The 20670-nt window shown below is 44.2% G+C and carries 20 protein-coding genes and 2 pseudogenes; 15 read left to right on the top strand and 7 right to left on the bottom strand.

The window, feature by feature from the left end; all coding sequences use genetic code 11:
* Nucleotides 1–2: 2 nt before the first annotated feature.
* The 4 genes and pseudogenes from KIU71_RS16450 (at nucleotide 3) to KIU71_RS16435 (ending at nucleotide 3413) form a co-directional block, all read left to right on the top strand.
* Nucleotides 3–590, top strand: coding sequence for a hypothetical protein (locus tag KIU71_RS16450; RefSeq protein ID WP_250207601.1), 588 nt, complete (start codon nucleotides 3–5; stop codon nucleotides 588–590).
* Nucleotides 505–873: a cation transporter gene (locus tag KIU71_RS16445; protein WP_214132410.1), complete on the top strand. Its 369-nt coding sequence runs from the start codon at nucleotides 505–507 to the stop codon at nucleotides 871–873. Before KIU71_RS16450 ends, KIU71_RS16445 begins: the two co-directional genes overlap by 86 nt.
* A 75-nt stretch (nucleotides 874–948) precedes the next feature.
* Nucleotides 949–2306 (top strand): annotated as a pseudogene (gdhA, locus tag KIU71_RS16440) (NADP-specific glutamate dehydrogenase).
* A 156-nt stretch (nucleotides 2307–2462) separates the two neighbouring features.
* Entirely contained in the window at nucleotides 2463–3413 is a 951-nt protein-coding gene (locus KIU71_RS16435; RefSeq protein ID WP_214132407.1) for a beta family protein, read from the top strand.
* Between the two features lie 33 nt (nucleotides 3414–3446).
* Here the strand turns inward: KIU71_RS16435 and KIU71_RS16430 are convergent, their stop codons facing one another.
* The gene (locus tag KIU71_RS16430; RefSeq protein WP_214132404.1) at nucleotides 3447–4019 is read right to left on the bottom strand and encodes a sce7726 family protein; all 573 of its coding nucleotides are present in this window, start codon (nucleotides 4017–4019) and stop codon (nucleotides 3447–3449) included.
* Nucleotides 4020–4440: 421 nt separating this feature from the next.
* On the opposite strand from KIU71_RS16430, the gene KIU71_RS16425 reads away from it, so the two are divergent.
* The 4 genes from KIU71_RS16425 (at nucleotide 4441) to KIU71_RS16410 (ending at nucleotide 6809) form a co-directional block, all read left to right on the top strand.
* Nucleotides 4441–5442, top strand: a complete 1002-nt coding sequence (locus KIU71_RS16425; protein ID WP_214132401.1) for an ImmA/IrrE family metallo-endopeptidase — start codon at nucleotides 4441–4443, stop codon at nucleotides 5440–5442.
* Nucleotides 5443–5446: 4 nt separating this feature from the next.
* Complete coding sequence (locus KIU71_RS16420) at nucleotides 5447–6082, top strand: hypothetical protein (RefSeq protein WP_006991826.1); 636 nt, start codon at nucleotides 5447–5449, stop codon at nucleotides 6080–6082.
* Nucleotides 6083–6180: 98 nt separating this feature from the next.
* Nucleotides 6181–6345: a hypothetical protein gene (locus tag KIU71_RS16415; RefSeq protein ID WP_006991825.1), complete on the top strand. Its 165-nt coding sequence runs from the start codon at nucleotides 6181–6183 to the stop codon at nucleotides 6343–6345.
* Between the two features lie 65 nt (nucleotides 6346–6410).
* A complete protein-coding gene (locus KIU71_RS16410; protein ID WP_315853312.1) occupies nucleotides 6411–6809 on the top strand; it encodes a hypothetical protein in 399 nt (132 codons plus the stop codon).
* A gap of 64 nt (nucleotides 6810–6873) precedes the next feature.
* Here KIU71_RS16410 and KIU71_RS16405 read toward each other — a convergent pair whose 3' ends face one another.
* From KIU71_RS16405 to cadR, 6 genes are all read right to left on the bottom strand, one after another.
* Complete coding sequence (locus tag KIU71_RS16405; protein ID WP_214132397.1) at nucleotides 6874–7626, bottom strand: MauE/DoxX family redox-associated membrane protein; 753 nt, start codon at nucleotides 7624–7626, stop codon at nucleotides 6874–6876.
* Nucleotides 7627–7666: 40 nt separating this feature from the next.
* Nucleotides 7667–8176: a DUF305 domain-containing protein gene (locus KIU71_RS16400; RefSeq protein WP_214132395.1), complete on the bottom strand. Its 510-nt coding sequence runs from the start codon at nucleotides 8174–8176 to the stop codon at nucleotides 7667–7669.
* 22 nt (nucleotides 8177–8198) lie between these two features.
* Nucleotides 8199–8633 (bottom strand): ion channel, encoded by a 435-nt coding sequence (locus KIU71_RS16395; protein WP_250207590.1) that lies wholly within the window; start codon nucleotides 8631–8633, stop codon nucleotides 8199–8201.
* The gene (locus KIU71_RS16390; protein WP_214132390.1) at nucleotides 8633–9379 is read right to left on the bottom strand and encodes a copper resistance protein B; all 747 of its coding nucleotides are present in this window, start codon (nucleotides 9377–9379) and stop codon (nucleotides 8633–8635) included. Before KIU71_RS16390 ends, KIU71_RS16395 begins: the two co-directional genes overlap by 1 nt.
* Before the next feature lie 12 nt (nucleotides 9380–9391).
* Nucleotides 9392–11191: a copper resistance system multicopper oxidase gene (locus KIU71_RS16385; protein WP_214132389.1), complete on the bottom strand. Its 1800-nt coding sequence runs from the start codon at nucleotides 11189–11191 to the stop codon at nucleotides 9392–9394.
* A 946-nt stretch (nucleotides 11192–12137) separates the two neighbouring features.
* A complete protein-coding gene (gene cadR, locus KIU71_RS16380; RefSeq protein WP_214132388.1) occupies nucleotides 12138–12527 on the bottom strand; it encodes a Cd(II)/Pb(II)-responsive transcriptional regulator in 390 nt (129 codons plus the stop codon).
* Nucleotides 12528–12609: 82 nt separating this feature from the next.
* Between cadR and KIU71_RS16375 the strand changes: the two are divergent.
* The 7 genes and pseudogenes from KIU71_RS16375 to KIU71_RS16345 all read left to right on the top strand — a co-directional run bounded on the left by KIU71_RS16375 (nucleotide 12610) and on the right by KIU71_RS16345 (nucleotide 20533).
* Nucleotides 12610–13226: pseudogene (locus KIU71_RS16375) on the top strand (cation transporter).
* 14 nt (nucleotides 13227–13240) lie between these two features.
* Nucleotides 13241–13606 (top strand): DUF3703 domain-containing protein, encoded by a 366-nt coding sequence (locus KIU71_RS16370; protein ID WP_214132384.1) that lies wholly within the window; start codon nucleotides 13241–13243, stop codon nucleotides 13604–13606.
* Nucleotides 13593–14501 (top strand): cation diffusion facilitator family transporter, encoded by a 909-nt coding sequence (locus KIU71_RS16365; RefSeq protein ID WP_214132382.1) that lies wholly within the window; start codon nucleotides 13593–13595, stop codon nucleotides 14499–14501. The genes KIU71_RS16370 and KIU71_RS16365 overlap by 14 nt, the downstream gene beginning before the upstream one ends.
* Nucleotides 14502–14584: 83 nt before the next feature.
* The gene (locus KIU71_RS16360; protein ID WP_214132380.1) at nucleotides 14585–14983 is read left to right on the top strand and encodes a hypothetical protein; all 399 of its coding nucleotides are present in this window, start codon (nucleotides 14585–14587) and stop codon (nucleotides 14981–14983) included.
* Nucleotides 14984–15107: 124 nt separating this feature from the next.
* Nucleotides 15108–16406 (top strand): TolC family protein, encoded by a 1299-nt coding sequence (locus tag KIU71_RS16355; protein WP_250207589.1) that lies wholly within the window; start codon nucleotides 15108–15110, stop codon nucleotides 16404–16406.
* Nucleotides 16403–17344: an efflux RND transporter periplasmic adaptor subunit gene (locus KIU71_RS16350; RefSeq protein ID WP_214132375.1), complete on the top strand. Its 942-nt coding sequence runs from the start codon at nucleotides 16403–16405 to the stop codon at nucleotides 17342–17344. Before KIU71_RS16355 ends, KIU71_RS16350 begins: the two co-directional genes overlap by 4 nt.
* A gap of 78 nt (nucleotides 17345–17422) precedes the next feature.
* Nucleotides 17423–20533: an efflux RND transporter permease subunit gene (locus KIU71_RS16345; protein WP_214132374.1), complete on the top strand. Its 3111-nt coding sequence runs from the start codon at nucleotides 17423–17425 to the stop codon at nucleotides 20531–20533.
* Nucleotides 20534–20670 lie beyond the last annotated feature (137 nt).

The raw sequence follows: 20670 nt of genomic DNA, 5'->3' as shown, positions 1-20670 counted from the left end.
AAATGAACAAAGTACTACTGTCATTACTGTTCGTCGGAGGGTTGTTACCCGCGACATTTGCTGCTGCTCAAACGTCGATCAGCGCGGATGATATGCTGCGAAGTAACGAGCGTGTCATGGATGCACTAATGCAACGCATACAACGGATCAACGACGTCTCTGAAAGGCAAACTCTCATCGTTGAGCATATGAAGATGATGGAAATTTATTTAACGAATATTGAGAAGAGGCTCCAAAGTGAAACGGATCTGCGACACAAAGCACATTTGGAAGAAACGTACACAAATGGCCTTCAACGAAGTCTCGTTCTTATCGACAGCGGTATAGCAGGGGGCGATTTTGTAGTCATGGGAAATACGGTAGATGAGCATTTGTTTTATCTTGAACAAAGAATGTCAATTTTACAATCGTTAATGAGGCAGCAGCTCGGTGCCAATAGTGTTTTAAATAATCAAAGAAATGACGAACATAAACAAGTTAACAATCGATTTATAGGAGGAAAAGATGAGCGATCTAGATCACAGAGTCGGTGTATCAGAGGCGAATTTAGTCGTACGGCATTTAAAGTTGGTTGGTATTACCGAAGATAACATAGAAGCAATTATTGCTGGCATTGATGGGACCTTTGGAATCGATGCGGTTTCATTTGAGGACGCCAAAAGTACCCTGCATATAGGCTACGATGCAACCCACTGCAATTTAGATGGCATTGAGACAATCATTCGTGGCAACGGGGCTGACATTTCGGACGACTTTTGGACAAAAATGAAAGAAGGCTATTACCAATTCGTTGACGAAAACATTCGTGAAAATGCAAAACACAAACCCTGGAGTTGCCACCGTGTTCCACCTGGGCAAACCCATAAAAAGTAATTGTTTCAATAGCGACGATCAGACTTACGTTACGGCTGATCGTACAGCCATACCAAACGAAAACAGGACAACACTGTGGTACATAGTAAAAACGAAGCGGACAGAATTAAGTTATTTAACTTGGGAATAATTGAAAGAAACCCAGCTGAGCATGAATTCCATCAAGCGGTACAAGAATTCACAGGTTCCGTTATGCCCTATGTGATGGCTAACGCAAAATATGATGATGGTCATATTCTACAAAGAATGACAGAGCCTGACCGCATTGTGATTTTTAGAGTGTGTTGGAGGACGATAAGGGGCACATCCACTGCAATAGAGCATGGAGAGTACAGTTTAATAATGCTATTGGGCCTTATAAAGGCGGGCTGCGATTTCATCCTAATGTTACTCAAAGCGTATTGAAGTTTTTAGCGTTTGAGCAAGTCTTTAAAAATGCACTGACTGGACTTCCTATGGGGGGAGGAAAAGGTGGCAGTGATTTCGATCCTAAAGGAAAAAGTGATCGTGAAATCATGCGCTTTTGCCAATCACTCATGATTGAGCTTTCAAACCATATTGGGGAGGATACAGATATCCCAGCCGGCGACATCGGTGTAGGTGGAAGGGAAATTAGTTATTTATTTGGTCAATATAAGCGATTAAAGAATCGATTTGTCGGAACGCTAACGGGCAAAGGACTTTCTTATGGCGTCAGCCTTATCAGAACCGAGGCGACAGGTTACGGTGTTGTTTATTTCACCCAACATATGCTCAATATGCGCAACGAAAAACTAGCGGGAAAAACAACGCTTATTTCGGGCGCTGGCAATGTCGCTATTTTTTGCGCAGAAAAGTTGACGAGCGAAGGTGCGAAAGTTATGACGCTTTCTGACTCAAGCGGCTTTATTTATGATCCTGATGGAATTGATCACCAGAAGCTCGCGTTTCTCAAAGAGCTTAAGTTTGTCAAGCGGCAACGATTGAGCGAATACACGCAAAAATATTCACAGGCTACTTACTATCAAGGCAAAAGGCCTTGGATGATAAAAGCCGATTTAGCCTTTCCTTGCGCGACGCAAAATGAATTAGAACTTGAAGACGCAAAAGCCCTCGTTAATAACGGAATTCAGTTGATCGCAGAGGGCGCCAATATGCCTTGCTCCCTAGAGGCCGTGCAATACTTTCAAGAAAAAAGCATACTGTTTGCTCCTGCAAAGGCTGCAAATGCGGGCGGCGTAGCGGTATCTGGTCTCGAACAAACTCAAAACTCTCTTAGACTTCCCTGGACAAGAGAGGAGGTTGATTCCAGACTTCAGCATATTATGGCGCATATTCACCAACAATGTGTTGAATATGGAGCAAAACATGACGCAACTGATTACGTGAAAGGCGCGAATATTGCGGGATTTGTAAAAGTTGCCGATGCGATGCTGGCTTATGGGATAGGATAATATTTTATGTAACAGTTTCAAATAGGCTTGTTTCGACACTATCGAATGAAACACTTTAGACGAATGCCTTTGCATTCCCCGATAGCGAAGCAATGCAGTGGCTTCGACAGCTGCGATATGAACAAGTGAAAATGGAAATAAGTATAAGGAGACAAGATGTATTACCCCAATCTACGTGTAAAAGCAGGAGAGCTTAAAGCGTTGTCACATGCTCCAGATGAGTGGCATGACAAAATTCACCCTATTTGGAACGTGGAGTTTTTAGCCTCATTTGAAAAAGCGATCCCAGCGGTCGCTTCCACGTGGCCGGATGGCAGCATAATGGACTTATCACGTTTTCATTTAAAGCGAGTGTCGGCGCATATTCAACAAACGATTGTTCAGCATGGTTTGCGCCTTGCTATTGACCCATTTGAGATTTCTGATTTACATAGTAGCGTGATCGCCGCTTTTGAAGCCAATCCGATTTTTAGGGTTGCGTTTAATGACGATGTCAGTATCTTCGACGATACCGCGTTTGATGAACTTGAAACCATACTCTCACCGTATGCTGATGTTGATAATACACTATTACTCATTGATATTGGCGAAGCTGATGAAACAATGGTCTCGGTGTCAACCAATATTGCAAGGGTTATCGAAAAGTTTCATGATCTAGGCTTTTCCAATATTGTATTCTCATCAGGCGCTTTTCCGACGACGTTACAAAATATTGTTGGCGATGAGGAGATCCCTCGATTGGACAAAGAGCTATATGATAATGTGACGAATTCACTTACGTTTGATCTACACTATGGAGACTATGGCACGTTAAGTCCTTTATGGGACTCTGGCGAAACGAGACGCTCCGGCCATATTGCGATAAAATACACACTCGATGGCCATTGGCTCGTACTGCGACAGAAGGGAAAAAACACCCAAGCCATTATGGAGCTAGCCGAATTTCTAATACTACACCCTGACTATCGTGGATCAGCATTCTCGTGGGCAGATAAAAACTGGCACAACAAAACGCTGACACCGCCACAAGCTGGTCCCGGCAATTCAACAGGACACGTGGCTGAATTTATGCATCATCATTTTGCTCAGGTGTTGTTTAATGGTTAATAACCAAAACGGGGGAAGCGTACGCTAACGCTCTTATGCAACTTGCTCGCTGGGCCGCCAGCGAGACAACTGCCGTTGGGTCAATGCATTTTTCGTTGCATCTCTCAATTGTGAAAGCGTCAGGTTTTCTGCGATCGTCTTACGCAGTTGCTCGTGATGCATTCGTTTGATGCCTGTGGTGATCCCAAATTGTTGCAATATCTCACGTGCGTGTTGGTTTTCAAGCAAGTCTGCCATTCCGCTTACATTAACATAAGGATTGGCTTGGGCATTTCTAACTGTTTCTAATTGACCTGAGCCTGATACTTCCAGAACACCCCACCATTTAGGAATAATACCAAACGCTTTATTCAAGTGCTTTGTGGCACAGACTAACGTAACTCTGTCGAAAGACTGCTCATATTGCCATCCTTGAGAAAACAGGCGTTTCAATGTATCCCGATGACTCTTGATCTCAAAGCACTCAAGTCGTTTACCGCAGAATACAACATCAGCGCGAGTCAGCCCGTTTTGAATAGGCACTTCTTCGCAAAGTTGACTTTCTAAGAATGACTTTCGCTTTGCAAGCCGAGCAAATAGTAGGTGTCTAATTTCTGGATCTGTCATGTGAATATCCTACTTGATTCCGTCGAGAAATGATAATACCATGAATAGTCATTTATGCATTAATAAATTAACTAATGAACATAAGCAAATTACAAAAAGACCTTCTAAAAACATACTGCGACAAAGGATTGGATACATCTATCTCTATTGCAAAAGCAGTAGGAATGTGCCAGTCAACGGTATATAGAAATTTATTTCAGCCACAAAAGAAACTTACTAGAGGTTTAATGAAATTATGCAATTATGCAATTATAGACTATAGAAAATATCAAAATATTGATCCGAAATCACATCAATATTTAATGGATGTTTTAACTAAGGTATGGAATGGTACCGACGGCCACGCAAAACAATTGGGAAGGCTGCTATTGGCGGCGCACTCATGTAAACTTGAGCAATAATAATGACATGTGGAGGCGAGATGACTGCATTCAAGCTTCCGTCGAAGTCGGCGGTTTACAAACAGATCCGAGATGTTGGCATTACGCGGGCAACCCTTAAAAGAGTACTACCTGCGTGGTGGGATGACGCCTTATTGCAAAGCAATTCAGGTTTTTTACAGTTTGCTAAGCTGCTTGATCAAAGGTTGGGGTTAAGTGTCACTGTCAACGACGGTAACGTGTCTTTTTTGCCCGCTAAATATACTATTCAGTATAAAAAACGCGCCCATATCGATATTCAACAATTGTCTGACGCAACCTATTTGTGTCAAGCGGTAGCAAATACGCTTATTACCGTGCTCGAATACAATCATTGCTCACCTAACCTATCACGTTTACAGCAATCATTAGACACACTAGGGGAGCTTACATTAGCGAATGTATTGCCTTTATTTTGGGCGAGTCATATACCCGTCATTCACGTTTCTCGCTTTCCGGCAAATGTTGCTCGACCTGCTGGCATGGTTATGCGTTCCAATAATCATTACGCCATCGTGCTTGGTCATAAACATAAGAGCCCCTCTACGCAGCTCTTTGTGTTATTGCATGAGCTTGGTCATATCCTGTGTGATCACCTCACGCAGGATGGCAGTTTAACAGATTCTGTTTTACCCGAATTAGGGGAGTCATTGGATGTTGAAACCGATCCGCAGGAAGACGAAGCTGATGCTTATGCCCTTCGGCTGCTGCGCAAAGACATCGACATTGTCTCTATGGTAAGGGAACTAGGGCGATTAAATAGACCTGCTGAACTTGCTATAAAGGCAAAACGTGCAAGTCAGGTAAGTGGCATCAGTGCCGGGCATTTTGCTTTGACATATGGACGCGAAACACGAGATTGGATTCTAACTCAGCAAGCGCTGCGTTTTTTGGAAAAGGGAAATGCGATAGCGACATTACAATCATCATTTATAGAGACAATGGAGCAGCTTGATGTGCGTTCGCAAGACAGTGAATTTTTAATGAGCATGCAGACAGGATAACGCTGTGACGATTGGTCTATTTACTGATAACGATGTGATCCTTAAATTGGCACGTTATGAATTATTGAGTGAGTGTGTCGATCTGTTTACCCAACACAATTATGTATTCCGCTATCTTGATGCACTGCCGTTTGTAGCCGGCGTGAACGCCCCATCAAGAGCAAAAAAAATGGGACTTGTACCGGCCCAGGTGCAAAGCATCGAATATTTTATTTCTCAAAGCTCACTTGTCACAATCTCCGATGAGCAAGCCCTTAACGTTATTGCACAACTTCGCACTCCTCATCTTGATGGGGGAGAGCTTATACTCACGTTTGGCGCTCAAGAAAATAAACCATCAAACCTTTTCACAGGTGATAAGCGGGCGTTAAAAGCGGTTAACCGCATGCAAAGTAACGGTGTTTTTGCTTTAGACGGTTGCCATGTGCTTGTATTGGAAGAGGCGATCCGTTTACTCATGATATGTGGTGATAAAGAGCAAGTCATTGCACGTATTCAAGCTCATCCGCTTGTCGATAAAGCGATTGATATTTGTTTTCGTAATACAGGGTCGGTTGACAATGCGCTGAATAGCTACATTGAGAGTATTCGTTCTCAATGCAGTTTACTGTCATTCGGGTTAACTCAAAACGTGTGTTAACTTTAAACATTGGCCTGTTCTTTGCTGAAGTTAACAGGTGTGGTATTTGGCACATAAATATCTAAAATGTAATTAACGCGAACAAAAAGGTTTCTACGATGCTTAACAATGATTTACTTCAAGTCACAAACTCGCCAAATCAAGCCGCTAAACCAGCAGACAACCCTTCCAATCAGAATGATGACGGTTGTCGCAATAAAGAAAAATTTGAAGATTCGCTGGAAGAAGCTTTAAAAGCGTTTTCGACAAGCAAAGACGAGTAAAAACGTGGCAAGTTTTGGCCGCTGGAAGGGGCAATTTTCCTATTACCCGCACGTTGGTGATTAACGTGTTAGTGAGTACTTCAATAGGGGCTATGGTAGCGGTTTTAATCATTGGATTGGCGAAGTTAAATAAATTCGATAAAGACCGAAGTTTTTTTCCAACACTCACTATTGTGATCGCGAGTTATTATCCATTATTTGGAGTGTTAGAAAGTCGATTTATATGGCATGAGTGGATGGTTTTTGTGCTCTTCACACTCATTACATTGTATTGGTATTCTCGCTATACATTGGCAATTGGTGTCCTTTTAATAGGTCATGGCCTTTACGATTTTGCCATGCATATTGGAAGCGTTGGTAACCATATACCGCAGTGGTGGCCAATGTTTTGCGGTGCCCTTGATGTAAACTTAGGTAGTTGGGTCCTCTGGTATTGCACTAATAAGGTTAAAAATGTTGGTTAAAATATTGACACAATTACTCACAACTTGTCGCTCCAACCATTATGGATGGAGCGACACATAACACTTAACTGCCGATTGCCAGATATAGCATCCAAAATCCCGCGCCTATCATAAATAGATTTTCGGTCAATGAAACAAACCCAAGGGGAACATTACTGTCTCCACCAACGCAAGCACATTTCAATTCACGCTTATCCACGTACACGGCTTTAAATACCGATATCGCACCTATTGTCCCAATAAATAAGGACACTGGGCCAACAACAAATCCAGACAATCCCGCAAGCATACCGATTCCTGCGAATGCTTCAGCAAATGGGTAAGTGTATCCATACCGAATACTGCGCATTGCCAACAGGTCATAAGTAATAAAAGAATTGGTAAAGCCATACAAATCCCGTAATTTTTGGATAGCTAAAATGGACATACTTAGCGCGACAAATATTTCGATTACTGAAACTGATAACAGCGATTCAATATCACCAGTTTGAGCAAAAACAATCGCCAATGCCATTAAAAATGCGGTCGCGAAAATTGCGATAACAGGTGTATAGGTTATGCCAGTCTGCCCGGCTTCGCCCATGTTGAAAAACTCTCTGAGGTTGTCATAACCTCCAACACGTTCGTCGTCAATAAAGGTTTGAGGCGTAGTTTCAACACCATGTTTATCTTTAAATTTATCTGTTTCTTCACGAGAGCTCAGCTTATGATCTTTGACGTCATACCCTTTTCTCTCTAATAAGTCTTTTGAACGTAAACCATAGGGGCAAATGTGTTCTTTCGTATGCATTCTATACAGTGTTGCAGATTTACTCATGTTGATCCTCCAGCTATTTTTTGATTGTGAAATCCCGTACTTACTCGCCTGAAAAATCCGGTACAGGACGTCTTGAGGCTTCGCTTTCTGATGACGCTATACCGTTTTCTTTAATATCTGCGATTAACCATTCCATTTCTTTTATTTCTCGCTCTTGTGCGCTGATAATCTCTTTTGCTAATTGCTGAACACGGGCATCGGCGATGTTTGCGCGGTCACTGGTTAATATTGCAATGGAATGGTGGGGTATCATCGCTTTCATCCACGCGCTATCTTCGATGGTAGCTTGCGATCGCACCAAAAATAGAGCAAAGCAAAAGACGGCAACGCTACCTGCTAAAATAGCTACGTTTTTAGTTTTGCTTTCATACATGTTGAGCATAAATAGCAGCATGATAACTGCCATCATTGCGCCCATGTAGATAGCCATGTATAGGCGAGTTTCACTAAAAAACACGTGTTCAAGTGAATACGAATTGAAGTACATCATGACCAGCATGAACGCCGTCGAAGTAAGTATCATTGCGAAAAATTTTGTATATTTAGACATATATAATTCCTTTAATTTAAGGTTAGTGTTTCATGTATCGAATAAGCACAGACGCTGAACAACTCACTAACAAAAAGCCCGTCATTGCCTCCACGCCAGCAAGAAATCTTAAGTGGTCAGAAGCCTCAATTTGACCAAGACCCAGCGTAGTTAAGTTAATAAGCGAATAGTAGAAAAGCTCAATGAATGGATTTAGTGTGCCACCACTTACGTTGCCTAAGTCCATCGTTATGGACGCTTGAAAAGCAAATGTGAACCATAGCGCTGCGAATAGTTGAGAAACGGTAATTCCACAAAAAAGCACAATTAGACCGTACGCTCCGGTGAAGGTGTTCACTATTCGCCTTCCCAAGAACTGCAATATACGGTAGTGACTCATCGCACATGCAATAACAGCAACTAATGCAATCAAAAGCTGGAGGAAAAGCGCCATAAGTTGTTGAGACAGTTCAGGCATCAGAACCACACTCGAGCACCAAGAACAATGCCTGTTTCATGAACAGGATCTCCAGTGCTCCGGAGCTTGTCTGCCGAATTTCCTAAGGCTCTTGACCAATAAGCACCAACATAAGGAGCAAATTCACGAGAAACCTCCATTCGATAGCGTAGACCAACACGAATGGCATTAAACCCAGTTGGTCTATCGAAGCGCTCTGACTCTGAGAGTGAAGCAGACACAGATATGCGTGGTTGTATGTATGACGTTTGCGAAATACGATAGTCATATTCTGCTTCCATCGAAATACTGATATCACCGTCTTCGTTGATTATTAACGAGCTATCCACTTCAAACTGGTAGGGAGCCATGCCATACAGGCTAAGAACAGCATAGTTTTCCATGTTGCTCTCACTTGTGAGTTCACCCCGAGTACCAATGCCAACTTGAAATTCCCAAAAAGGTGCGATCAATCGGCTGGCTAATAGCTCTGCTCTTTCAATGTCGGTGGGCTCTCCATCATTCTGTTGATTTTCACCTTCACTTTTAAAGTACAAACGGTAAGTGTCGCCGCCATACCATGCAATCATGTCCCAAACAGCGATGTTTTCATCACGGTTGTTTCGTGATACCTCTAGCCTATCGAAAAGTACAATCCCATTGAGCGAGTCCTTCACGGGCGAAGGCCAACTTTCGGGCGTTTCTTGCGCGATACTGCTAAATGTTGCGGTAAGTAATAGAAATCCAAATATAATTCGTAAATTCATTATAAAGACCCTTTAAGAAACGTTAACAACACGGAACATACCAGCGTCCATGTGATACAGGAGATGACAATGAAATGCCCAATTGCCTGGTGCGTCCGCACTGATCAGTAGTGACACTTTTTCGCTCGGCTTGAGGCTGATTGTGTGTTTACGAGGGGAGGGGGTGTTACCATTTTCGAGCTCCATCCACATCCCGTGAAGGTGAATGGGGTGATACATCATCGAATCATTGACAAGAATGAGTCTTACGCGCTCTCCATATTTGAAGTGAACAGGCTTATCCACTTCAGTGTACTTTTTACCATCAAAAGACCACATGTATCTTTCCATATTACCAGTCAAATGCAGTTCGATGGTTTGTGTCGGTTCACGGTTATCTGGCCACTGTATTGCACCTGTAAGATCTGAATAAACCAGTACCTTATGTGAAACACCATCAAAACCAATGCCTGGGTCGTCAAGTCGACTGACTGGATTTTTGGCAATCATAGACGCACCGGGCCCGTGACCGTCCGGGGAGTGCTTGATTGAAATTTCGTCCACAGGAATTGATTTGTTTTGCATTTCAGGCATCACATCACTGGAACTATGATTAGCCTTGCTGCCATGGTTATTGTTGGTTTTCGCAGAGCCCATTTCAGCCATTTCATGCGAGCCGGACATACCCATTGCCGCCATGCCTAATTCGGGCATAGGGCGAAGGGCAGGAACCGTCGTTTCTTTGCCGACAGACGTTGCCAATGTGCCTCTGGCGTAGCCGCTTCTATCCATGCTTTGTGCAAAAATGGTGTAAGTTTTTGTGCCTTTGGGTTTTACGATGACATCATAAGTTTCTGCTACAGCGATCCTTATCTCACCTACCGTGACTGGCTTAACGGGCTGACCATCTACCGCTACAACGGTCAGCTCCAACTCGGGTATTTGAAAATCAAAATACGTCATTGCAGATCCGTTAATAAGCCTTAAACGGATGCTTTCTCCCGATTTGTATAACGCTGTCCAGTTTGTTTGTGGGTCTCGTCCGTTCATTAGGTATGTATAGGTCGCACCTGTTACATCAAGTATGTCTCTTGGATTCATACGCATTCGAGACCACATCGCTCGTTCCTTGATCGTATTAACGAGCCCTTGATTCTTTATATCATTAATCGTGTCATCAACTGTCCGCTGCTGATAATTGTAATACCCCTCTGCAACTTTCAGGTGACGGAATACATCGTGAGGATCCTCGAAGGTCCAGTCACTGAGAATAATTGTGTGCTCTCTATCAGCACCGATGTCGCCATCTTTAGGCTCTATGACCATCGGTCCAAGATGTCCAAGCTGTTCTTGAAGACCCGAGTGACTGTGATACCAGTAGGTACCGTTTTGCTCAATATCGAACTCATAGGTAAAGGTACTGCCAGCAGCAATACCAGGGAACGATACGCCGGGTACGCCGTCCATTGTGTAGGGGAGAATCAATCCATGCCAATGGATTGATGTGCTCTCACTTAAATTGTTTGTCACGTTTATAGTGACGTGCTGACCTTCCTTTAAACGCACAAGCGGTCCGGGGGAAGAACCATTGATGGTGATGGGTCGTCCTGCAGAGCCAGCAATAAGCTTACTTTCTTTGCCAATAGCCATTTCAATCGTGTCACCGCTAAGAGTGCTGTCACCAAAGCTCGGCGTAAGGTTTTGGCTGGAGCGAGTGAGGCCTTCTGGCGTAGCCCACGCTGGTGAAATCTGGCGTAGCAGTGTTGCTCCGCCAAACGTCAAAGCGGCAGATTTAACAAATTTGCGCCGACTTTTGCTTAATTGATTAGACATAGGTCTTTTCCTTAAAAGTTGACAGATAGAGACACATTCACGACACCACATGCCGAATGTGTGTACACGGTTTGTTATTACATTTAGGGTTAGGTTTATGCTATTGGCGGTCTCAGCAACCGAATAGGGAGTGGTTGAAGTAAGTGTTCATCGAATGATGAAACACTATCATTAACGGACTTATATTCATTGTCGTAATAGTTAACAAGCATCCAAATCGAGAAACAGCTCGCATGAGAACAACTACACAGAGAAGAGCAGCACTTTTCTAGACAGTCCTGACGATCGTGTAGTTTTTCATGAGCCTGATTAGTTGATTCAAGTTGTTCGGTCTGAATTATATAATATGGTAACGAACTACTGTCAGCATTCTGACTCTCACAGGCGATTACAAATGAGCCATAAACCATGCATACGATAACTAGCAGGCACTTAACAAAAGTGCCAAAAGCGATAAATATGTAAGGGCCACGACTCATAAATGTTCTTAAACCTATATTTCCATTCTCTACTACTGCGTAAAATATTCTTGGTGAGTGCAATTTTTACTCTTAACATTTCACGAAAGCTGCTTGCTTCTAACTAAATTTGCAAACTCGTTAATTGTTTTACAAGTTTTGTGCCACAAGATCCGATTGGATGAAGCGAGTGATACAACATAATCGCGCTTGTAGTGGTCAAAAGTTAAAGTTAGCCTGCACAATGAAATGGACAAAGATATTTTGACTTAATTGGGTAGATTACCGAAGTCAAGCAAAGGGCACATGACACCGACATTACGATTGAATTACATAAATGTAATCCTAAAAAGGTAGCGTCTTTGGTTGGATAAACAATTGAAGCAGAGTTAGGCTTAGAGCAATTGGTTGATAGCTAGGGGTAACATTTATCGACGTTTATAGAAAAGCTTCATCTCAAAATCAAAATTGTTAACGATAGTTAAAACTTATTTTTGGAGTAGTTGCAATACGCCACACTCCTTCACTTTGTTATTGTCGTTACATGCTTCCATCATCAGAGCAAGCGTTTCTTTTAACTCGTTAAGTTCCTCGATTTTCCGTTTAACATCTTCCATATGATTGAATATCATAGCGTTAATAGCTGAGCAGCTCGTTTCGGGTTTTTCTTGAGTTTCCAGCAATTGCGTGATTTCAGCTAAAGTCATATCAAGAGAACGGCACTGCCGAATGAAGCGTAACCGGCTCAACGATGACAAATCATAAAGTCGATAGTTACTATCTGTGCGCTCACATGGCGAGATAAGTTTCTCTCGCTCATAGAAACGAATCGTTTGAATTGAGCAGCCGCTTTTTTTTGATAATTCTCCAATCTTCATAAAAAATTCGCATCACACATTGACTCTATACAGGGTATAGACTTTATCCTTTATTATTCTAAGTAGCAAATAGGGTCTTTTCATGAGTGACTGTGAATGTGAGGTTGAAATTAAAGATGCTTCACAAAAAAAGTATTGTATTGGCTGTTAGGTATTAATGGGGCAATGTTCGTGATTGAGTTAGGCGTGGGGCTGTTGGCTGATTCTACAGCATTAATTGCTGACTCGATGGATATGCTTGCAGACGCCGTTGTTTATGCCATTGGGATTTATGCCGTGGGTAAATCCATTATTCACAAAGCTAACGCAGCCAAAGTCAGTGGATATTTTCAATTAATGCTTGGCGTGATAATTCTCATCGACATTATTCGTCGCTCGATTATGGGAAGCGAGCCTGTGTCCTATCTTATGATGGGGATGGGAGCAGTAGCCTTGGTGGCAAACGTGATGTGCTTATTGATCATTCGTAAGCACAAAGACGGTGATGTAAATATGCGCGCCAGTTGGATATTTTCTGCCAATGACGTGATTGCCAATATGGGCGTGATTGCAGCAGGTGTATTAGTGCTATGGCTTGATAGTCGCTTGCCAGATCTAATCATTGGTATGATTGTGTCAATCGTTGTGCTGCGAGGTGCTTGGACGATACTTAAAGATGCCAACCAAGAACTTAATACAATAAATGTACCAAAAAAGTAATAAGGAAAAAGATTATGACTTTTTATCAAGCGGCTACGCCCTACGTAGAAGAAAAACTCAAGGCCTATTCACAGGCGGTAGCACAAGGTAATTATCACGAAGGGTTTCGGCATTTAGAAGATGCTCACGTGATTGGACAGCATTCCACAACGCTTCATTGCTTGGCGCATTATCACATGCTCATACATGGCATAAAACGTCGCGACCTCAAAGAAGTAGCAGGGCAGGTCTTTCGACTCATTGGTGCTGCAACAAAAACCGCCATAGGTTTTATTCCAAATGGCAATACAGGCGGCGCTAACATTAGCCCGTTTAAGCCATTACCTATCAGCCAAAGTAACCAAGTGATTTTGGATAAGATTAAGCATGCACAGTCATAATCATAGCCATTCAGGCGCGAAGAACGGCGATAATGCCTCAACCCGCATAGGCTGGGCGTTTTTCCTGAATGTGATGTTTACCATCATTGAATTTATTGGTGGTTGGTTAACCAACAGTACCGCCATCATGGCTGATGCAGTGCACGACTTGGGCGATAGTTTATCGATTGGTACGTCGTGGGGTTTAAATAAATTAGGCGATAAAGAATCTAATAGCACCTTTTCATATGGTTACAAGCGCTTTTCATTACTAGGCGCATTAATCAATGGTTTGGTATTAATTACCGGCTCGGTATGGATTTTGTTTGAAGCCATTCCGCGTTTATCTAACCCTGAAATGCCACAAGCTGACGGTATGTTGCTGCTCTCTATTTTTGGTATTGCCGTCAACGGTTTCGCGGCGTACAAACTGAGCGGTGGCAACACGCTTAACGAAAAAGTGCTCAACTGGCATTTGTTAGAAGATGTACTGGGTTGGGTAGCCGTACTCATCGTCTCTATCGTGCTGATGTTTAAGCCTTGGGCGATACTCGATCCGATACTATCGATTGGTTTTACACTCTTTATCTTATTTAACGTAGGCCGTAATCTAAAAGAGACCGTACTATTGTTTTTGCAGGCCACACCCGATAAGAAGCAATTGGAAGAGGTGCGCAATATTTTATTACAAAGTGATAACGTTGACAGTGTGCATCATTTCCACATTTGGTCACTCGACGGTGATCACAATGTGATGACTGCACATATCCAGTTAACGCAGAATATTTCATTGCAAACCATGAGTGAGTTAAAAGAGGCACTTAGGGCGTCTCTCGCTAACTATGATTTTGTGCATACGACCATTGAATTTGAATTTGCTGAAGAGGCGTGCAGAGACGAGGCGGATGCGCTTTAGAAGTATTAGAAACGTTCGTGCACAGATAAATCGTGTGCATTATGTTAAGCTTCGCAACCTAAACCATGGAATCGCAGTAATAGATGTTTAAAACAAAAGCGACGAGTTATTTAGCGATCATGCTGATTTTATGTCAGTCGTTCACGACTGTCGCCAGTCTGTTGGACTTTCATACGCTTGATGTTACGCATTTGTCTGAAGTACACAATCATGATGAGCAAGACGGCCATCATCCTCACACACTTATTGCGCCTGACACTGCTCAGCCGTCGCAGAATGCTTCTGCTTTAGACGATAATTTCCACAATCCAGCAGATTGCCATCACTGCGGACATTGCCATGGCTCACATACCCAGTGGGTAGGGAATTCATCAAGTCTCAAACCATTTTTAGTCAACGAAGGTCACGCCTTTTTCTACCTGTCAAAAGTTATTGACGCCCCAGTCTCGCGCTTGCTTAGGCCGCCCAAATACACCTCCTAGTTATCTCAAATTTTGGTTCGCTATCTCGATAGCGGGAAATATTTTTTGAAATAGTAGGATGTAAACAATGACATTTTTATCATTGAGACGCTCGGTGCGCACCTGCGTCTTGAGCGTGTGTAGTATGACTGTTTTTGCCTATTTGCCTGCCCAAGCGCAATTGCAAAGTAACAGCGAAACAGGGTCGATAAGCTTAGAAAGTGCCATCAAGCGCACCTTGGCAAATGCACCTTATTTGCATGAATTTGCCTTTAAGCAGCAAGCGCTCGAAGGCGAGTTAAAAACAGCAGCACTCAAACCTGAATTGAACGCCGGTATTGAGCTTGAAAACTTTTTGGGTACTGGCGAGGTCTCTGCCATAAATGACACCGAGCTTACCTTAAGCTTATCGTCCGTGATTGAGTTTGGAGATAAATTGCAAGCGCGAAGTGACTTTACTCGCGCCAAATCACAAGTGATTGAAGCGCAAAAGCAAATACGCACTTTGGATATCCTCGCTGAGGTCACCCGCCGCTATGTGGATGTATTGTCGCAGCAAGCATTAATTGAAGCGTATGAAGAGGCACAAGCATTAGCGATATACACTTATCAATCGGTTGCAAAACGTGTTGAAGCAGGCGCATCCCCCGCGTTTGAACAACAACGCGCCGATGCGGAGCTGGCGCGTGCAAGGCTTGATGTACTCTTGGCCAAACAAACCCACGCGGCCATGATAAAAAGCCTCGCCATTATGTGGGGCGAGCAATCACCGCGCTTTACTAAAGTGGAAGGCAATTTGTTTGCATTGTCACCATCGCCCTCTCTTTCGGTTTTATTTGAGCACGTCGCCAATAGTCCAAACATTGATGTGTTTGCACAGGAATATCGACTCCAAGAGGCGCAAGTCAGGTTAGCTCGATCGGCTAATCAAGCTGATTTGAGTTGGACAGCGGGCATTCGGCGTATGAACGGTATTGATGAAACCGCCTTTGTGGCAGGGGTCAGCATGCCCTTGTTCGCTAGCGAGCGAAACTTGGGTGAGTACGAGCAACAAAAAGCCGTGCTTGATCAAATGGAGCAACAAAGAGAAGGCGCTGCCTTAGCGCTTTTTCACCAACTCAATACGGCGCTAATGGCAAGGAATAATGCGCTGCTTAATGTACAAACCTTACAAGGTGCAATTATTCCTCCACTTGAGCAAGCCTTGACACTGGTGGAGCAGGCGTACCTTGATGGTCGCTTTAGCTACCTTGAGTGGGTGAGTACGCGTCACGATCTGCTTAATGCAAAACAAGCCCTTATTCACTCAGCAAGACAAGCCCATCAGCGATCCGCTGATATTGAATCGTTAACGGCAACGCCGTTATCTAGCATTTCGGCAACATCGGCGCAGTCTGCTTTACCCACATCATCCGTCCGTAATTTTCAGCGAGCATCAAAATGAAACGTTCAACACTAACCATCACTATTTTATCCTCATGCAGAGTTGCCTTATTGGCAAGCGCATTACTCATTTCTTTTGCTGCCATCAGTGGCGAGGGCGACCATGGCGATGAGAAAAAAGATGAGCATCGCAATGAGTTTGTAACCATGACCCAAGAAATGGCAGCACAAGTGGGTGTAACGACGCAAGCGGTAAGTGCAGGCACCCTTAACATTACCAAGACAGTGTATGGTAATGTTGTGACCGATCCTGCCTCGCTCAGTCATATTCGCGCCAGATTTGATGGCGTGGTCACACGCGTCAATGCCAATTTAGGCGACAAGGTAAAAAAAGGTGCGGCACTGGCTGTCGTTGAATCCAATGAAAGCCTGAAAAGCTATTCACTTACCGCCCCCTTTGCTGGCACCGTCATTGCCAGACATGCGAACGAAGGTGAATTGTCTAATGGACAAGTGCTCTTCTCTTTAGCGAATTACGACGGCGTTTGGGCGCAGCTTAAAGTGTTTCCCAATCAACTCCGTGCAGTCGCAGAGCAACAGGCTGTGCAACTCACACTGGCCGATTCAACATTTGATACCGTTATCAGTCATATTTTGCCCTCACCCGATGAGCAACCTTATGTGCTTGCTTACGCCAACATTGACAATACGTCCGGACATTGGCCGGTTGGTGCCGCTGTGTTAGGTAATATCACGATTGATACGCTTGATGTCGCTATGATGTTGCCAAAGGCAGCGATACAAGAATACGAAGGAAACACCGTGGTCTTTGTTAAAAAGGGGGATGAATACCACCCTGAGCCTGTCAGTCTAGGCAAACAAGACGCTGATAATATAGAAGTGCTCAGCGGCGTTGCAGTATCGGATGTAGTGGTTGTGAACAACAGTTTTCTGTTTAAAGCCGACTTGGAAAAATCGGAGGCCGGACATGATCATTAATCATCTGAACCTTCTGATCCAACGCATAGGCGCTCACCTTGCTGATAGTGATAGCCATCGCGATCGAGGAGCACTTGTATGATTGAATCCATATTAAGGACCTCCATAGAGCGCAAAGGCTTGGTGCTGATGCTGACCTTTTTGGTGATGGGGTTGGGCTTTTTCAGTTATAACAAACTGCCCATTGACGCAGTACCTGATATAACCAATGTGCAAGTGCAAATCAATACCCAAGCAACAGGTTATTCACCGCTTGAGACTGAGCAGCGCATTACCTTTGTGGTGGAAACTGCGCTAGCAGGCTTACCTAATCTATCTTACACCCGCTCGTTATCACGCTATGGTTTATCGCAAGTCACGGTGGTGTTTGATGAAGGCACCGACCTGTACTTCGCGCGCAACCTTATCAACACCAAATTAGGTGCGATAAAAAGCCAACTGCCGCAAGGTTTAGAGCCAGAAATGGGACCGATTGCTACTGGTCTTGGCGAGATATTCATGTACACCCTTCGCGCCGAACAAAACGCTCGGCAAAAAAACGGTGAGACTTATGATGCCATGGCTCTGCGAGAAATCCACGACTGGATTGTAAAACCGCAGCTCTCATTGGTAAAAGGCGTTACTGAGGTCAATGCTATCGGGGGATATGTGAAGCAATATCACGTCAATCCTGAGCCAGTCAAAATGCTGAACTTTGGGGTAAGTCTTGCTGATGTTCATGAAGCCTTAGCCCGCAACAATGCCAATCAAGGGGCAGGCTTTGTTGAGCGCAACGGCCAGCAAATACTCGTTCGTTCGCAAGGGCAGTTACAAACCGTTAGCGATATTGAAAACGTTGTGGTCAAACGCGTTAATTCGATTCCTGTTACGGTGAAAGACATTGGCAGCGTGGCAATTGGCAAAGAACTTCGAACCGGTGCAGCTACGCAAGAAGGTGTAGAAACCGTGCTTGGCACCGCGATGATGATTGTGGGCGGTAATTCCCGCGCTGTGGCACAAGCAGTTGCTGACAAGGTAGATGACATACAAGTAAGTCTGCCCAGTGGGATTGTGATTGACCCGGTCTATGACCGAACAAAGCTTGTTGATAAAGCGATTGATACAGTGCAAAAAAACCTCGTAGAAGGTGCATTACTGGTCATTGTGGTGCTCTTTGTATTGCTGGGTAATATTCGTGCCGCGCTTATTACTGCCGCCGTTATACCGCTTGCAATGCTCGCGACCATCACGGGCATGGTCAATTATGGTGTATCGGCTAACTTGATGAGCTTAGGTGCACTGGATTTTGGCCTGATTGTTGATGGTGCTGTGATTATTGTGGAAAACTGTATCAGGCGATTATCAGAAGCTCAAAAGCGCACAGGTGGCGTGTTGACATTAAAAGAGCGCCTAGAGTTGGTCTTTCAAGCCACGAATGAGGTGATACGGCCTAGTTTGTTTGGTGTGCTCATCATCACGGTCGTGTACATTCCGCTATTTTCATTAACAGGCGTCGAAGGCAAGATGTTCCATCCCATGGCCGCGACTGTCATTATGGCACTGCTAGCAGCGATGGTATTCTCAATCACTATTGTGCCTGCAGCGGTTGCCATGTTTATGACAGGCAAAGTCAGTGAAAAAGAAAGCCCCCTCATTGTGGCGGGCAAGTCGGCGTATCGACCTATCTTACGCGGCGCACTTAAATTCAGATGGTTTGTCTTGGCGGGCGCGGCATCACTTGTGGTGGTCAGCATTGTAATGGCCACGCGACTGGGTACGGAGTTTATTCCGCAGCTTGATGAAGGTGATATTGCACTTCATGCTATGCGCATCCCCGGCACGGGGATTGAACAAGCCGTGTCGATGCAAAAAACACTTGAAGATAAAATCATGAGCTATCCGCAAGTGAAAACCGTGTTTGCCAAAACCGGCACAGCGGAGGTAGCGACCGATGCTATGCCGCCTAATGTGACCGACACCTTTGTGATGTTACATCCACGTGATGAATGGCCTAACCCCAGTCTCTCTAAAGCTGAGTTTGTTGAAATGTTAGAGCAAGACTTACAGGAGGTGGCAGGAAATAACTATGAGTTCACTCAACCTATTCAGATGCGTTTTAACGAATTGATAAGCGGTGTCCGCTCAGATTTAGGCATTAAAGTATTTGGAGACGATTTAGATACCTTAGTCGCCTCAGCTAACGACATCCTTCGAGTATTGCAAACCATTGATGGCGCAGCAGATGCCCGACTTGAACAAGTCGACGATATCCCATTATTCACTATTAATCCCAAGCCCATTGCACTGGCGCGATATGGCTTAGATGTGACGGACTTGCAGACGTGGCTAGCATCAGCAGTAGGGGGCAATAGTGCAGGACTAATATTTGAGGGGGACCGCCGTTTTGAACTACTGGTGCGCTTTGATGAACAAACGCGAAGTAATTTAGAGGCAATTGGGAATATTCCTATTACGACACCCGATGGCGGTTTTGTGCCTTTGTCGGAGGTGGCTGAATTAGCTTATTCGACCGTCCCTAATCAAATTAGCCGAGAAAATGGTAAGCGACGAGTGGTTGTCACCGCCAATGTGAGAAACCGCGATTTGGGCAGCTTTGTTGATGAAGCTAAAACCCAAATAGCTGAACAAGTAGATTTGCCAGCAGGCTACTGGCTCGACTATGGCGGCACCTTTGAACAGTTGGAAAGCGCGAGTCAGCGTTTATCGCTTGTGGTGCCTGCCACCTTGTTCGTCATCTTGGTGCTGTTGGTAGTGGTGTTTGGCTCGCTGCGAGATGCGTTTATTATATTCACCGGTGTCCCACTTGCATTGACGGGCGGCGTGTTCTCACTGTGGCTGAGGGACATGCCATTGTCGATATCAGCAGGCGTGGGGTTTATCGCGCTCTCTGGTATTGCGGTACTAAATGGTCTTGTGATGTTGTCTTTTATAAAGCAACAATTTAAAGAAACAGGGGACCTCATCACGTCTATTGTTGAAGGGGCCATCACGCGATTGCGACCTGTTTTGATGACCGCATTGGTAGCAAGCCTTGGGTTCGTGCCCATGGCGCTCAACGTGGGTACTGGCGCAGAGGTGCAACGGCCTTTGGCAACAGTGGTCATCGGTGGGATAATATCGTCAACCTTGCTTACACTGGTAGTGCTGCCTGTACTCTATCGACTCGTGCACAGTAGAGGAGAACAGTAGTGTTCTTGGGCATTTATTCATAAATGCCCAAGTTTTACCTGAACGATTTTTAGGCACCCATTGACTCTATATTAAGTATAGACTTTGCAATCATATTCTTAACGTCATATACGATAAGGATTGATATGGTTTCGCTT

It is taken from the genome of Alteromonas oceanisediminis, assembly GCF_018474025.1.
GTDB lineage: Bacteria > Pseudomonadota > Gammaproteobacteria > Enterobacterales > Alteromonadaceae > Alteromonas_E > Alteromonas_E oceanisediminis.
The sequence above is the reverse complement of the archived record's forward strand: the minus strand, read 5'-3'. Positions and strand labels throughout refer to the sequence as shown.